Origin of the sequence: Halanaerobium polyolivorans, from assembly GCF_020711195.1 — a bacterium.
Classification (GTDB): domain Bacteria; phylum Bacillota; class Halanaerobiia; order Halanaerobiales; family Halanaerobiaceae; genus Halanaerobium; species Halanaerobium polyolivorans.
Genome location: NZ_JAJFAT010000017.1, coordinates 1 through 16,049 on the forward strand (window position 1 = coordinate 1; position 16,049 = coordinate 16,049).

Genomic DNA, 16,049 nt, shown 5'->3' on the forward strand with positions numbered 1-16,049 from the left:
TTAGATTACCTAACACCTGTTGAATATAGATATTTAATGTTCGATAAAAAATTGTTGTAAAAAGGGTTGACAATCCATCATTATAATCAATAGAAATAAATATTACACCTGATTTATTTAGTAATTTTTTAGAATAAATCAATCTATCTTTCATAAGCTGTAACCAACTCGAATGTTTATACTTATCTTTATAAGCAAACCCATCATTCCCCGTATTATAGGGAGGATCTATATATATACAATCAATTTCACTTTTATATCTATTAGCAATAATATTTAAAGCTTGATAGTTTTCACTTTTTATTATTGAACTATTTGCCAAATTATTTGAAATATCTATTAAATTTTCTTTAAATACTTCATTAAAATGTTTAGTATCAATAACTAAATTCTTTAATTTATCATTTTTATATAAATCACTTTTGTTTTTAACTTCTTCTTCAAATAAGTCATTCCATTCATTTAATTGATTTTTATTATTTAATATTTCTTCAAATACCTCATCTTGTATTCTTTCTGGTACTTTATCTAGAGTTAAACAATATTCATCATCAATAACAAACTTTTTCTTTTCAAATAACTTTTTTTGAAAATCTTCTATTTGAGCTAAAAATGAAATTATTTTTTTAGAAACATTTTTTATCACTCTGACTTTACTCAAGTATGTTTCTACACTTTTTTCTTCTTCTGTTCCTATATAATCAATATCCATAATTTCATTTTTAATAAAAAAGTTTAATTCCCTATTTAAAAATTCTTCCAAATCTTTATGTATAAAATAATCTGATTTATTTTTTGTAGTATATTTATAGAGATGAGATTTCAAAGGCGGATTAGCTTTTTTATCTGAGTTAATTAACCAACCTAAATCATAAATCTCTTCGGTTTGAGATTTTATTTCATTCTTTAATTTATCAAAAATTTTATCTCTAATATCCGCTTGGGTGTTTCTTTTTTTATACTTTTTATTTTCATTTTTAGTTAAACTTCTATATTCAAAATAAATATTAACTTCTTTATTTTCACTGTCATAATCAAAATAATCTTTATCTTTAAGTAAAAAATATTGGTCTTCATCAGATTTATTATTGTTTTTTTCTTCTTCGGCTTGTACAACTTTAAAATTGACGGTTACCCAATTCTTTTTAAAACTATAATTATCAAATTCTTCAGTAGTTTTTACATAGTATTGATCATTGTTAGCCCAGTGCAAATGTACTTCTTCACCATTATATGGAATAGCATATTTTTCGTCTTTAGAATATCTTCTTTTTGATAAAAAATCTCCATTATCATAATATCTTTTAAAAAATCTGTAAATATCATTATAAACATTAGTATCAATATTTTTGGATTTAGATAAAGAATCTAATTCCTCTTTTACTCTTTGATATTTTTTTGACTCTTTATAATTTACACCTAAGTCTTCAGCTTCATTCTTAATTTTTTCAATTTTTTCTTCTAATAATTCTTTATCCTTACTAACAAGTTGATCCATTTCTTCATCAATAGTTTGTACTAAGTCATTATTAATAAAATTTTCAATTTCATCTTTCTTTTGATTCATAATTCTATATATTCCAAAGTCTAATTCTGCTTTATCAAAACGAAATAATTCTTTTAGCAAGGATATTAATCTATCTCTATCATTCATTAAAAATTCCTCCTGGTATTTTAATTATATTTTTTCCTTAGCATTTTTTATTTTTACAATAACTTCTTTTAAATTTTATACCAATACAAATCCTTGTTATAAAAATTGTATTGGTTAGCAAACAAAGTATTAATCTCTTTAAAGTGATTTTAAGCTCAAATTAGCCCTCTTAATTAAGTTTAATTGTATTTGGAGTATAAAAGCATGATGAAATTTAAAACTCTTTATATAGCTAATTTGAAGCTTTTAAAAAGAGAATAAATGCATAATTAAAGATGAATATTAATTTATTCCTTATATTTATCATAATCTATAAAGAAATCAGCCCATTTATAATCATTACTATTATTTTTATATTCATTATCTTGAGAATTACTATGCTGACCAGATGCTCTTTTTAATGAAGGTTTTTTTATAGTTTTTTCTAGTTGTTGAATAGTTTTTATGTTATCTCTAACAAGCATACTTAGTTTTCGGAAAAAGTAAGTTTGGTTATGACCACCCATCCCACACATTTCAATTACTTTAATTAAAAGTTCTTCGGTAAGACCAGATTCTTGTTTTTGAATTAAGGACTGTTTTTGAATTTCATTTAATGATTGACCAAATGCTTTTTTGAAGTTATTTGAAATTTTTTTTGAAATTTTTATTTTATTGTTATTATTGTTATTTGAAGTAGTCTCTGTAGTAATCTCTGGTACTGTTCCTGCATTTTGTAGACTTGAATCTGCATTTTGTAGACTTGAATCTGCATTTTGCAAATTGGAAGATTCATCATGCAGGTTGGAATCTGCATTTTGCAAATTGGAAATTTCATCTACTAATAAGGGGTATTTGTCTAGAGAATATCCTAATTCTAAAAGATCTTTTTGTATTTTTATAATATCTACTCTATATTGATAAGTTCTATCTTGTTTATTTTTTGGATTTCTTCTTCTCTTAATCCATTCATTTTCAACAAGTTTATCTATTCTTCTCCTTATTGTAGCATCCGACTTCCCAGTCATTATTTCTTCATTTAGTTCAGATGCTGTTTTGAAAATCCAACCATTTTTAAAATCGTATTTATCATTGTTTTCACCTAAAATTTGAAGTCTTTCTTTTTCTTCTTTTAGCATTTGATCATAATCCCTAACTCTTTCTGACCAATAAATGAATTGATTAATAATAACAGCAGATAAAAAATCACCTGTTAATTCCACCAATTCTTCTTTTATCACAGCTCTTTTTAGTGGTTGTTGATTTTTTTTCATTTTGCTACCACCTTCTTTTAATTTAATAATATTATTATTAGATTTACCATAAATTTATTTAATAGCTATTTTGAATATTTATATAAAATATTTATGGCCATACTTACTATTTCTGATTTTGATCTGTTATTTTTTTTAGATAATTCATCAATCAAATTACTTTCTTTTGGATAAATATAAAAACTTCTTTTTACTTTATTTAGGGTTGGATTTTCTTGTGTTTTTTTATCGTTTTGCTTTATTTTTGCATTCTGATCAAAAAAATCAATAGCTATTCTAACTAATTCTGACTTATCTCGTTCATTTTCTATAGCTAGATCACGAAGTAATTTATCTTCTTTAGAAGATATATAATAAGTTCTCTGCATTTTTTCAGGCTTTTTTCTTTCTTTAGAAAGATCTAATTTGTCAACATCTTCGTTTACTTCAATTACATTCTCGTATTTTTTTTCGATATTTTTTTTAGGCTTATTCCCATCATTTTTTTTGTTCTTTTTTTTGGTAACAGAATTCAATATACGATCTGTTCCTTCTGACTTTTTCTTAGTCAATTTTATCGACCACCTTGTTCACAATCCTGTCAAACATTTTTGCAGCATTTTTTTCATCATATTCATAAATTGTTTTTCCTGCTCTACCTGCTTCAGTAATTTTTATTCTACGCATAATAGGTTCGGTTAAAATATCAGGTTCTTCTGAAAAAATTTCTTTTAATAAATTTAAAATTTCTTGGGACTCATTAGTTCTAGCATCATACATATTGGGTACCACTAAAGTAATAAGATTCCTACTTAGTCTCAGATCATCCAGATATTCATATATATAACCAATTGATCTAACAGAAGCAGATTCCACTTGAACTGGCATAATGATATTGTCTATATAACAAAGAACAGCATCATTAACTTTTGTTCTTTGAGGTCCACAATCAAATATCACAAAGTCATAATCCATGTAGTCAAGATCAGATAATAATTCACTCATAATAATATCTATTCTAGACCTTCTATGAAATTCGGCATTGATCTTTTCCATATTATCATTAGGCAATAGATCTAAATTTTTTCTAGCTTCAATAATACAATTTTCCAATTTTTCAGGATAACGGTTATCAATTAAATCAAAAAAAGTATTTTCGTAATCATTTTCATCTATTCCTAAAAACAAACTTGAATCATTTTGTCCATCAAGATCTATTAATAATACTTTATAATTTAACTTTGCTAATCCCGCTCCAATATTTGAAGCCAAAGTAGATTTTCCGACCCCACCTTTATTCGACATTATAGCAATTTTTTTAGGATCCATTATTCCTCTCCTTCAATATACTATTTATTTTGAAGCAATTTGTCCATCTATAAATTCTAATAAATCTTTTTCTTTTACACGCCAACTATTACCAAGCTTAAATCCTTTAATTTTTTCTTCTCTTAAATATCTTCTGACAGTTTGTTCACTTATTTTGAGTTTTTCTGCTATTTCATCAGGGGTATATATTTCAGCCATTTTTCTTCCTCCTTTAAATTTTAATCATCTTTTATGTTATATCTTATTATTTGTTATTATAATACAACTTAATATATATATCAATATATTTTTTTACTTGTTAGTGATCTTTAAATTTAAAAATTAAATAATAATTAAAAAAGCTAGTAATTTTAACATTAACACTAGTGCCAGTGGTATTTATTTTGATATTAAGTTTTATAAATAGAATAAAGTCTTTAATTTAACCACTAACATCAGTGTTAATGTTTTTTAATACTTATGATTAAATGTTAATTATACAATTCAAAGTTTTAAAACTTTGACACCAGTGTTAGTGTTAACAGTTGTATAGTATTAAATTATATTTTATAAGCAAATGGAGGTTCTTTTATTAAAAGCTAAAAAATAAATTTAATCTATATAATCCAGAGATTAATACCATTAACACTAGTATTAGTGTTAATGGTATTAATAACTAACAATTGAATTTTGATTGTAAGCCATTGACATTAGTGTCAATGGTAAAGATTATTTTTATAAATAGTATAAAATCTTAAATCATAACTTTAACATTATCACTAATGTCAGTGTTATAATTAAACAATTATATTTTATATTTATAATTTTTAATGTCGAAATTATTACTTAAAACATTAACACTGGTGGTAATGTTAATGAAGACCAAAATAACATATCGAAAATATTTGTAATTTTATAATAACACTAATGTCAATGTTTTATATGAAATAAATATATAAATATTGTTGGATGAATTGAATAATTAAAAATGGAGAGTGAAAATGAAAGAAAAAGAATTTTAGATGAATACAAAGAAGCTAAAGATAAGAAAGATTGAAATTTATTAGGAAATAGCTAATTTTTTAAAAGATAAAGAAGGGGAATAAAATTTATAGCAGGGATATATATTTTTTTAAAATATATGTTTCATATTATTGAATGAAGTATGGAGATCTTTATTTACTTCCACTTCACCAATTTTATCTGTTTCTTTATATAAGCTAATACATTCTACTTTGACTTCGTTGTTATCATCCTTAATTTTAGGATGTATTAAACTTACTTTAATTTTACCGTTAAAAAGTTGATTATATTTAAGTTTGACCTGTAAATATCTAAATTTCATTTCGATTATTATATCATCATTTTCTTTAACATCATACTCAAAATGTTGATCATTTAATATTTCATTGATGTTGTCTAATTTAGAAGCAAGAAGTGAAATAATGGTGTCTTTTTTTTCCAGTTTTCATGTTTAACTTTTGTAGAAGATAAAACATCTTTAAATTCATGGATTTTATCATGAAAATCACTATTTCTTATTACCAATTTAATAACCTCTTTCAATACTATCTTTGCTAATTTATATTTCTATAATAAATATATTTAACCTTTGAGTATGATTTTAAATAACTGTTAAACATTCGTAAAAGAGGCAGATTATGATTTTTGCCAGATAATTTAAAACATTTTTTAAACCAAAAAAACAGATCAGTCGATCCAACGTTCTAGATAAGGGAAAAGTTCTCAATCCAAAAGAACTTTTGTTTTCATTTCCTCTCATATTCATTAAACCAAAATGAAAAGAAGAATAAAGCAAAAAAAACCTATACCCCCCTACCCCACAAAAAGCAGGGAGAGGGGGGTATTTACACCTTACATAAAGGTTAGTGAAGGCTAACCCTACCCCACAAGTAGGAGGGAGGGGTTTTTGTCTTGTGTTTTTTTAGTTTTTTTGGAAAAAAAGATCCATCGCCGAGTGATAAATTAGTGTTTTTTGAATCTTGTACTTGTGAGAAAAATTCCGCATCTGAAGCAATAGATGGTTTTTGATTCTTACCCCAATATAGCTTTTTTTTGCTCTTTCTATCTCCTCGAGCGACCAAATGATTTTTTGGGTATTTTCTGCAAAGTAATCTTCTAGTATCATTCTAGTTAATTCGCTTTTGTTGAGATTATGGTTTTTTTTGTATTCAGTGAATTTTTCTGCTAATTCACGAGCTATTACCATCATGATGTTTTCTGCATTTTTTTTTGGTATTTTCTCGTTGTATAGTAGATGATTAATGTTTTTTTTCGATTTCAATATCAGTTCCTCTTCTTTTAATTTTGCGTCAATATAACAGTTGAATTTTTCTATTTCCTCAATTCTAAAATCTGTCCAGTGATGTTTTTCTACAGCAGCTTCAAATGTATCATTCAGATTGATTTTTTCTTTGATATTTTTTTGATGATCTTTTTTCCGTTGCTCAAAATTTTTCGTGCAGCCGTAGTATATTCCCATTTCTTTGAAATTTAAAATTCTATATACCGAATACTTTTGCATTTTCACTCCTCCTTGACGGTCTTATAATAATAGGAAAACCCCAAAAAACTTGATTAGCGATTCATTCAAGTTCATCTGGGGTTTTTTCTGGTTTGATTATGGGTTTTTTGTTACTTTTGATCTTTTTGAAAAAATGCTGCACTCTTTCCGAGTGCAGCATAAAAGAGAGCCTTTTCCAGTTTATTTTTTTGCTAATTTTTCTTGACAATTACGACAAATGCTAAGTCCTTCGAACTCAAACGTCTCTGAAATCTCATCACAGAAAACACAACTTGGTTGATATTTTTGGAAAATAATCCGATTTCCTTCCACAAAAATCTCTAGTGAATCTCTTTTTTCAATGTTGAGATTTTTTCGCAATTCTATAGGGATAACGACACGTCCGAGCTGATCCATCCTCCTAGTAATACCAGTTGCTTTCATGATTTTTGCCTCCTTGGTTTTTTGGTTTTTCTTTTGATTTATTTTGACCCAAATCACATTAAAATTAAAGAGTTTCTTTTTTTTTAATTTTTTTGGGTTCTGTTGATTCATCTCGATTCAGCTGCTCTCTTTTTTTGTTTTTCCAACTCTTTGTCTTGTATTTTAACCTTAATCTCATGCTACCATATATTATATTTTAATACAAGTATTTCCAAAAAAATATTTATTTTATTTTTCTATTTGATATTTTTTCAGCTTGTATTTTGCCGAATCTTAGAATATAAGGGGTTTATTTAAGGAAAAGAGGGGTAAAATGAGGAAATAGGGGTCTAATTATTGTATATGAAGCATGTATGCTGCTATCTTCCACCAGTATGCTCTCCATATCCATATCGATGCTCACTTTTGCTCTCATGGGGGAAGAATACGATCTGAAATGCCAGAGTCTATATTTGCAGCTGCTCTGGCTAGGTATGTACATTTTTGCAGAAAGAAAAGAAAAATATATTCGGATAATTGATATTTCAAAATGGGTTTTTTGGGAGATTTTTTTAGTTTGAATTGCCGAAAAGCCATGGTTAGCTTGGGATTTGCGATAATCGATGATGTGAACACAAATTTTAAGCTGTGTTCAATATTAAATCTAGATCCCGATGATCACTTGAAGGCCAAGGCATGAACTTGTGTCCACTTATTGCGATAATTTAAGGTTTTTTAGGGTTTTTTTGGCGATTTGTATGACAAATCAGAAATTAAATTCTGCTGTGTTCAATTAATTTTGAAAAGCGGAGAGATGCTCGAGACATCAGGCATGAACTTGTGTTCATGCTTTTGGGTGGGAATCTTGGGGTTTTAGGTAGAATTTAAAAATTATTCGCAGAGATAAGGTTTGATTTTCAAATTATGTTTTTCTCCTTTAATTATTATAAAATTCTTTTATATTAGCTAAAGCCTCTTTATTGCTTTTTGTTTTTAAAGTCAATTTTTCTAAAGGGCACATTCCAGAATTATTTCTGTTTTTAATTTTGTTTACAAATTTATTAGCACTGAAATCTATATCTGATTTTTTGAGAACTTCTTGAGCATCTTTACTCATTACTGAAGCAAAGCACTCTTTTATAAAGCTTGTATAATAAATAGTAGCTGCAGCTTTACCTATTACTTTATCAGCAACAAAAGCATTTTTTAATAAGTTTGGAGTTTCATTATAAATCTCTAAAATCTTTTTTATACCTGATGCTTTACTTTTGTAAATAATTCTATTATTTTGTACAATAACTAATTTATAATTTTTTTCAAACATTTCTTTTTTTGCTAACCTAATATTTTTCAACATATTTATCATCCTTAAAGTCTTTAGACTAGTTATTTACTTCATTTATGCGATTATTAGCTATTCTATTTGTATCATAATTATCTAAATAATTGTGAACTGAAGGAACCATTATAAGTTGAATTAAGATACCTAAAAAACCCATTGTAACTGCTCCCCAAATATATATAAAAGGATTATTTGGCAATCTTGCGTATTCAAAGACTGTTACCAATATCCATACAGATATCCCACTTCCTATCCTGCCTAAAACCATAGAAAAAATTAGGCTAATATATATATTTAAATTCATTTTTTTTACTAAAAATCCTATTGCAATACCATAAATAGATAATTCAACAATCATAATTGGCAAAATTGGTAATAATGGTGGCATACCAGTTAAAAAGCTGCTCATAATTGGTGTTATTAAGCCGATTAGAAATCCAGAAATAGGCCCCAAAAGAGAACCTCCTATAAAAACTGGTATATGCATAGGCAAGAAAATAGATCCCATATTTGCTCCACCTGTAAAGTGAAAAATCATTGGCAATATTATTCCCAAAGTTATGAAAATACTTATATAAATTAGTCTTTTTATTTTCATTATTATTCTCCTTTTCAGTTAATATAATTATTGATGTTAAAATTTTGTTACTATTAAAAATGATTACTTATAATAAGTTTAATTTAAAAGAAAAAGTTTATTATAGCTATTTTATTTTTGCTTTGTATATTCTTAAAGTTTTAGTTGTTGGAAGTTGTCTTTTCCCCGCTCCGTAACCGATTTGAGTAATTTCTGATTCTGGTAATGGAATAAATTTTTCAGCTATAGTTTTAATTATCGCAGCTCCTGTCGGCGTAACAAGTTCAGATTTAATATTCATAGAATAAACTGAAGTTTCTTTTAAGATTTCAATTGTCGCTGGAGATGGAATAGGTAATATACCATGCTTAGAGTTTCTAAAACCATTTCCTAAAGGTATTGGAGAAGAATAAATTTTATCTGGAGAAATCATTTCAATTAAAATAGCAGCCCCTACAATATCAATAATAGAATCTACAGCACCTACTTCATGAAAAAAAATTTCATTAATTTTTTTATCGTGAACTTTAGATTCTGTTACAGCAATTTTAACAAAGATCTCTTTGCTTAATTTTTTAACTTCTTCTTTTAATTTGCTTTTATCAATTAAATTATTAATGTCATTTAAATTGCGAAGAAGAGGTTCTTTTTTTTGAGCACAACTTTTATTTTCATCTGGCAAGTTGCTATTTTTTAAAATAACTTTAAAATCTGTTGCTTTAATACCATTTTTTTTCACAGTTGAAACTTCTAATTTATAACCGTTGATATTTAATTTTTGTAATTCATTAAAAAACTTATTTTTATTTAAACCTAAATCAAGCAAAGCAGCAATTGTCATATCCCCACTAATTCCAGAATTAGTATCAAAATACAACATCTCTTTTGTCGGCATTTTATATTTCCCTTCTAAACTATATTTTATTATTAAAAAAATATTTTTAACTAAAATATATCCACTTTATCAACAACTTGAATCATTTATTAATATAATGAAAATTAAGTACGTGCTTTTTCGATCTGTAATATAATTGTGCTTGCTAAATGAGCAGCTCCAAATCCATTATCAATATTAACTACCCCGATTCCACTTGCACAGCTGTTAATCATAGTCAAAAGGGCAGATAACCCCTCAAAATTAGCTCCATAACCTACACTAGTGGGTACTGCAATTACAGGTTTATCAACTAAACCTCCTACAACACTCGCTAATGCTCCTTCCATTCCTGCTACAACTATGATAACTTCAGCTTCATCTAATTTTTCTAGACTATCTAAAAGTCTATGCAAACCCGCAACACCAACATCATAAAGAGTGTCGACTTGAGATCCCAAAGCTCTTGCAGTAACAACAGCTTCTTCTGCAACAGCAATATCTGATGTTCCTCCACTCACAACCAAAACCTTGCTTTCAGTTTCTTGAATTGGATGTGTTTTAATAAAAATGATTTTAGACCGCTGATGATATATCGTTTCTGGAGCAATTGTTTTTATTCTATCATAAACCTTTCTTTTTGCTCTCGTTGCCAAAATATTATTATCATGCTTTAACATTTCATTAATTATTCCTTCTATTTCATCTAATGATTTATCTTCGCAATAAATAACTTCTGGAAATCCATTTCTAATACTACGATGATTATCAACCCTAGCATATCCTAAATCTTTATATGGTAAATCTTTCAATGTTGATGTTGCCTTATTTATATCTATTTTTCCATTTTTAACTTTTTCTAATAGGATTCTTATATTTTTTTTATTCATAATTAGCCTCCAAGATCGTTTTATACATACTCTGCCAGTTTGATATAGATAAGTATAAAAAGTGATAATTTTCATTCTTAATATAGCATTTTTACCTAGTATCAGTAACCTCTTTTATTGCTTTTTTGGTTGAATGAAAAAGTTTTTCATTATAAAACTTAACATCCTCTTCATTAATTTTATCTATGATTCCATATGCCTTTAACGAATCATAAAGCTGATCATACATACCACATAATATTACTCTTCCATTTTCTTTTTGTACTTTATCAATGAATTTATCCAACTCTTCAATTACTGTTAAATCTATATTATTTATCCTTCTCATTCTTATTATGAAATTCTGGTCTTTTTCATACGATTTAATCAGTTTTTCTTTTAGGTAATTGGCTGAATTGAAGTGCATAGTACCAGTTAAATTAATTATTGTATAGTCTTCGGACTCCATATTTTCTATATTTTGGTAGCTTTCAAATTGATCATTATTCTTATTATAACTGATATGAGAGTATTCCAATGTGCTTGTATTATTTAAAACTAATATAGCTGAAATCATTGCTCCAAAATAAACAGCATAATCTAATCTTGGTGTTAGAATAGTTGTTACAAAAGTCATTGCAAATAAAATAGCATCAAATTTTGTAGTCAAGACATTTTTTTTGATTTCTTTTATATTAAACATTTTTAATGCAACATAAATAACAATTCCTGCCAACGTGGGTATAGGAATATATCTTACTACTGGTGCCAACAACACAATAAGAAATAAAACGGTTACCCCTGAAATAAGTTGTGAATTTCTAGTCTTTGCACCTGCTTCATAATTTGCAAACGACTTTGTAAACGAACCTGTAATAGCGAAACTGTTAAAGAATGAGCAGACTATATTAGTTATTCCCTGACCTATAAATTCTTTATTTATTTGAGCTTTTTCACCTGCTTTTTTCTCCATTATTTTAACTATTGATAATATTTGCACACAACTTATTATTGCAAGAGAAAAAGCTGAACTTAATATTTTTAACATCAAATCTAAATCAAATTCAAAAAAACTGAATCTAGGTATTGATGATTGCATAGAGCCAACAATTTCTAATTTTCCCGTTAAATCAAATAAATAAACTGATAAAATAGCTATTACAACAGCTACTAAATAAGAGGGCAGCTTGGGGAAAAATTTTTTTGATAAAATAATTACAATAATTGAAGAAACTCCGAGCAGAAAAGAATACCAATTAGTTTGTCCAATGTGTGTTAATATGTTATAAAAAGTCATTATTACATTATTCCCAGTTTCCACTTTTAAACCCAAAAATTTTATTGTTTGCCCTGTTAAAATTATTAATGCAACTCCATAAGTTAAACCTGAGATTACAGAATTAGACACGAAATTAACAAGATAACCTAACTTAAACACTCCAATTAATATTTGTATAAAACCAGCAATAAAAGTAATTAGCAGGACTCCCTGAAGATAATTTGTTGGCTCAGTGATACTGAGGCTATTCAATGCTCCTGCTATTGTAACTGCAACAATATTTGTTGGTCCTACTATCATATAACTTGATACACCAGTAAATGTTGATATTATTGTTGAAACAATAAAAGTATAAATACCGTATATAGGGTTTAAGCCTGCTATCATGGAATAGGCCATAACCTGTGGCAAGCTTATTGCTGCTACTGACAAGCCTGCTTTTAAATCTTTTCTAAAATATTTAAATGTATAATTGTTTAATAAAAATTTATTCACAATCATTTTAAGCCCCTTTGATTATTTATATTTCAGAGAGTGTGTTTTTATATGAGTTAATGTCTTGTTGAATATAAAGTCTGCTTAATTATTATTGTTCTATTTTAAATATTTTAATTCATATTTATATTTTTTCCAATTCATTTTTTATTTTTGCAACTGATTCAAAAACATAGTCTGGATTTTGTTTGGCCTCTTCCAACATTGCCTGATTAGTTTCCCCACTTAAAACTAAAATACTAGTGATATCAGCATTTATTGCCATCTGTATATCAGTATATAATCTATCACCAACCATAGCTAATTTGGTTTTTTTAATCCCTGATTTTTTAGCTGCATAATCAATCATCCAATTATTTGGTTTACCTATAATTAGAGGTCTTTTTCCAGTTGAAGTTTCTAAAAGACTTATCATTGAGCCACAATCAGGCATTGTTTTACCATCTTTTAAGGGACAAACATAATCTGGATTAGCTGCAACATATTCTACCCCATTTAAAATCAAATCATGTGCATCCCAAAGTTTTTGATAAGTTAATGTTGTGTCAAAAGCTAAAGCCACAAAATCTATATCATTTTTTTCTTTAACGACTTCTAGGCCAGCATCTTCGAGTTCTTTTTCAAATGACGGATTACCAATTGGATAAACTCTTGCATCTGCTTTTTGACTTTTGATATAATCCGCGGTAACTTCTCCAGAATTAATAATCCTCTCTAAAGGTATTGAAAGACCCATTCGATCTAGTTTTTTTTGATAATCCTTGCTGTTTTTAGCAGAGTTATTTGTGAAAAACACATAATCCTTGCCTTTTTCTTCTAAAATATCAATAAATTCGTTGGCCTTATCAATTAATTGATCGCTTAAATATATAGTCCCATCCATATCAAGCAAATAACATTCTATTTCTCCAAGTTTTATCATTTAAATCATTCCTTTGCAAGTTTAATTTTTAAAACTTAAAAATTTTAAGGTTTAGCTTCCAGTTTTCTATCAATTCTTCTCTCTACTTTTCTAAATAATTTTTTGATATAATAAAGGAGGAGGGAAAAGAGAGGAGAAAACTCCTCTCTAAGTTTAAATTTATCAGTTTATTTTTCTTCTTCTTTCATCATAAGATGTACAGGTTTTCTTTTGAAGGCTTTCGGTAATGCTAAAATATTAGGATTTTTTCCTACATGCTTTTCTGCATCTTTAAGTGCATCTTCAAATGTTGCTAGTGGATTCATGCCCATACCTCTAGCATAACCAGGCTCATATGCACCTACCATATATATCTCAGAAGCATGCATTTTAGCAATATGTCCACAAGAAATCATTGAAAAAGCATGAAATGGGTGATAACCAAAGTTAAACCTATATTTGTCTATATACTCTTGTTTTTTAGCAACATATTCTCCATATTTATTAAGATCTGGCAAAGTATAATTATAATCTTTTTGAAATAATTCATAAACTTCTCGATAGGAGGGGAATTCTTCATCATGAAAATAACCATTGCATATAGATGAAACAATAATTACAAAATTATCATTTAAAACTCTTTTATGTCTAATTACGTTAGCGGCTATTGCCTGTAGAATTAAAAGAGGGTTTGTTCCATGCCCATTTCCATAATGAAAGTTTTGAGGCATTCCAAACATAACAACGTCAAACTTTTCTTCAGCCCAAGGGACATAATTCCTTTTATCTGCAACTTCCCATGACTGTTTTTGGAGTTCCTTACCGTATCCAGAAAATACTGCTATTTGTCTCTCTTCGGTATCAAGAACTGCATCACAGCAGAAAAACTTATTCCCCATTTTCTTTTCCATATGTTGACTTATAGCATTAAATTTCTTACGCATTAAACTATGAGAACTAATAGGAGTAAAATCATCTCTGTGCATAACTTCTGGTACATGATGAGAAGCTATACTTTCCCAAGTAGTAATACCTGTAGCACTATGTTTATATCCTCCAGAATAACCACCATAAGGATTTCCAAGTGTATGTCCAATCAATACAGCAAGATCAGATTCATAGACATGTTTATTTAGTATTACTCTATCTCCTAATTCATCTTCGCCTAAGTCAACTAAATTATCCCAATCTTCTGAGTCATGATTAATGATTTGTCCTGTATGACCAAATTGATTATATATTTCTTCTCCCAAAATAGCTTTATGTTCTTCTTTAGTGTTTTTTCTGTGAAGACCATTAGAACAAATAAATACAATATCTTCTTTATTTACTCCAGCTTCCAAACATTTTTCAACAATAATTGGTATAGAAACTTTCCTATGTGCAGTTTCTTGAAACCCACCTTTTACTCTATCAGGAAATATGATGCTAACTTTTGATCCTTCACCAACTAATTCTGGTATAGTAGGCATACCAATAGGATTTTCAATTGATTCTCTAGTCGCCTCTATTGGATTATCTAAATGATCAGGATCTTCAACTGTTTCTCCAGGTACAAAGACCTCAGTTCTATCTTCAGGCAGTTCTGCTTTCATGGTTCCTTCTCCATATTCAAACTCAATTTCTAACATAAATTTTTCCTCCTAATATAAGTATTATGTAATATTAAAATTTAATTTTCTTTTTTTATTAGATTTTCATAAACCTTTATAGTACTCGAACTGTCAAGTTTACCCCAGCCTTTAGCCCTAGCAATTTCATTAACTTTTTGATTAGACTCAGTAACAAGCATTGGAAAATCAATTTCTTTAGCCATATCTATTCCTAATTTTAAATTTTCATGAATAACATCAGTAGTTACTGTAGGTTGAAAATCTCTATTTATAATTTTTGGGCCTAATTCTTGGAATAAACCACTTATTGATGCGGCTCCACTATCAGCTATAGTGTTATATAGAGTTTCAGCTTCCATACCTAATTCTTGTGAAAACGCCATAATTTCAGCTGTTATTGAATTTATAGCTCCAAACATTAAATTATTTAATACCTTGATAATGTTTCCACTTCCAGAAGAGCCTACATGAATAATTTCGTCAGCTACAACATCAAATACTGTTTTGACTTTTTCAAGATCTTTTTTAGTTCCACCAACGGGCAAAGTCCATTTTCCACACATTTGAGGTCTCCCTAAAATGGGTGCATCTAAATACCCAATATTTTTATTCTTAGCTTGTTTTTTATTTTTTTGTGTTGTAAATGGATCAACTGTACTCATATCTATGAATACTTTTCCAGCTTCACCTCCCTCTAAAAGACCATTTTCGCCCTTAAAGACTGACAAAACTTGTGAAGGGCCTGGCAAAATTATTATTATCACATCAGCTTTTTTTGCTAGTTCTTTAGGTGTAGCACTACTTTTGGCACCTAATTCAACAGCTTTTTCTACTGATTTTATATTGATATCATTAACAAAAACTTCATATCCAACTTCAACAAATTTTTTTAACATTACTATTCCCATTGAACCAATACCAACAATTCCGACTTTAACCATTAATACCACTCCTTAAT

16 protein-coding genes are annotated in these 16,049 nt (G+C 27.8%); all 16 read right to left on the reverse strand.

From position 1 onward, the window contains the following. Window positions 1-1,654, reverse strand: a 1,654-nt coding sequence (locus LJ207_RS10535; RefSeq protein ID WP_229346464.1) for a DNA methyltransferase, incomplete at its 3' end; no start/stop codon positions are given. A gap of 287 nt (window positions 1,655-1,941) precedes the next feature. Further along, window positions 1,942-2,907, reverse strand: coding sequence for a hypothetical protein (locus tag LJ207_RS10540; RefSeq protein WP_229346465.1), 966 nt, complete (start codon window positions 2,905-2,907; stop codon window positions 1,942-1,944). A 65-nt stretch (window positions 2,908-2,972) separates the two neighbouring features. Continuing rightward, the gene (locus LJ207_RS10545; protein ID WP_229346466.1) at window positions 2,973-3,458 is read right to left on the reverse strand and encodes a hypothetical protein; all 486 of its coding nucleotides are present in this window, start codon (window positions 3,456-3,458) and stop codon (window positions 2,973-2,975) included. Next, window positions 3,451-4,215: a ParA family protein gene (locus LJ207_RS10550; RefSeq protein ID WP_229346467.1), complete on the reverse strand. Its 765-nt coding sequence runs from the start codon at window positions 4,213-4,215 to the stop codon at window positions 3,451-3,453. Before LJ207_RS10550 ends, LJ207_RS10545 begins: the two co-directional genes overlap by 8 nt. A gap of 24 nt (window positions 4,216-4,239) precedes the next feature. Continuing rightward, window positions 4,240-4,413 carry a helix-turn-helix domain-containing protein gene (locus tag LJ207_RS10555; RefSeq protein ID WP_229346468.1) on the reverse strand — a complete coding sequence of 58 codons (174 nt, stop codon included), beginning with the start codon at window positions 4,411-4,413 and terminating at the stop codon, window positions 4,240-4,242. 1,200 nt (window positions 4,414-5,613) lie between these two features. Beyond that, window positions 5,614-5,742 (reverse strand): hypothetical protein, encoded by a 129-nt coding sequence (locus LJ207_RS12375; RefSeq protein ID WP_255666874.1) that lies wholly within the window; start codon window positions 5,740-5,742, stop codon window positions 5,614-5,616. 397 nt (window positions 5,743-6,139) lie between these two features. Next, complete coding sequence (locus LJ207_RS10560) at window positions 6,140-6,739, reverse strand: GIY-YIG nuclease family protein (protein ID WP_229346469.1); 600 nt, start codon at window positions 6,737-6,739, stop codon at window positions 6,140-6,142. Window positions 6,740-6,919: 180 nt separating this feature from the next. Continuing rightward, window positions 6,920-7,162: an AbrB/MazE/SpoVT family DNA-binding domain-containing protein gene (locus tag LJ207_RS10565; protein WP_229346470.1), complete on the reverse strand. Its 243-nt coding sequence runs from the start codon at window positions 7,160-7,162 to the stop codon at window positions 6,920-6,922. Window positions 7,163-8,078: 916 nt separating this feature from the next. After that, window positions 8,079-8,498, reverse strand: coding sequence for a DUF1893 domain-containing protein (locus LJ207_RS10570; protein ID WP_229346471.1), 420 nt, complete (start codon window positions 8,496-8,498; stop codon window positions 8,079-8,081). 25 nt (window positions 8,499-8,523) lie between these two features. Then, on the reverse strand, window positions 8,524-9,081 hold the full coding sequence (locus tag LJ207_RS10575) for an ECF transporter S component (RefSeq protein ID WP_229346472.1): 558 nt from the start codon (window positions 9,079-9,081) through the stop codon (window positions 8,524-8,526). 106 nt (window positions 9,082-9,187) lie between these two features. Continuing rightward, complete coding sequence (gene larC, locus LJ207_RS10580) at window positions 9,188-9,955, reverse strand: nickel pincer cofactor biosynthesis protein LarC (protein ID WP_229346473.1); 768 nt, start codon at window positions 9,953-9,955, stop codon at window positions 9,188-9,190. A 104-nt stretch (window positions 9,956-10,059) separates the two neighbouring features. Next, complete coding sequence (gene larB / locus LJ207_RS10585) at window positions 10,060-10,824, reverse strand: nickel pincer cofactor biosynthesis protein LarB (protein WP_229346474.1); 765 nt, start codon at window positions 10,822-10,824, stop codon at window positions 10,060-10,062. 91 nt (window positions 10,825-10,915) lie between these two features. Next, on the reverse strand, window positions 10,916-12,583 hold the full coding sequence (locus LJ207_RS10590) for a SulP family inorganic anion transporter (RefSeq protein WP_229346475.1): 1,668 nt from the start codon (window positions 12,581-12,583) through the stop codon (window positions 10,916-10,918). Window positions 12,584-12,701: 118 nt separating this feature from the next. Then, complete coding sequence (locus LJ207_RS10595) at window positions 12,702-13,499, reverse strand: HAD-IIA family hydrolase (RefSeq protein WP_229346476.1); 798 nt, start codon at window positions 13,497-13,499, stop codon at window positions 12,702-12,704. A 167-nt stretch (window positions 13,500-13,666) separates the two neighbouring features. Then, entirely contained in the window at window positions 13,667-15,109 is a 1,443-nt protein-coding gene (locus LJ207_RS10600; protein WP_229346477.1) for a lactate racemase domain-containing protein, read from the reverse strand. Between the two features lie 41 nt (window positions 15,110-15,150). After that, window positions 15,151-16,032: an NAD(P)-dependent oxidoreductase gene (locus LJ207_RS10605; protein ID WP_229346478.1), complete on the reverse strand. Its 882-nt coding sequence runs from the start codon at window positions 16,030-16,032 to the stop codon at window positions 15,151-15,153. Window positions 16,033-16,049: the final 17 nt, after the last annotated feature.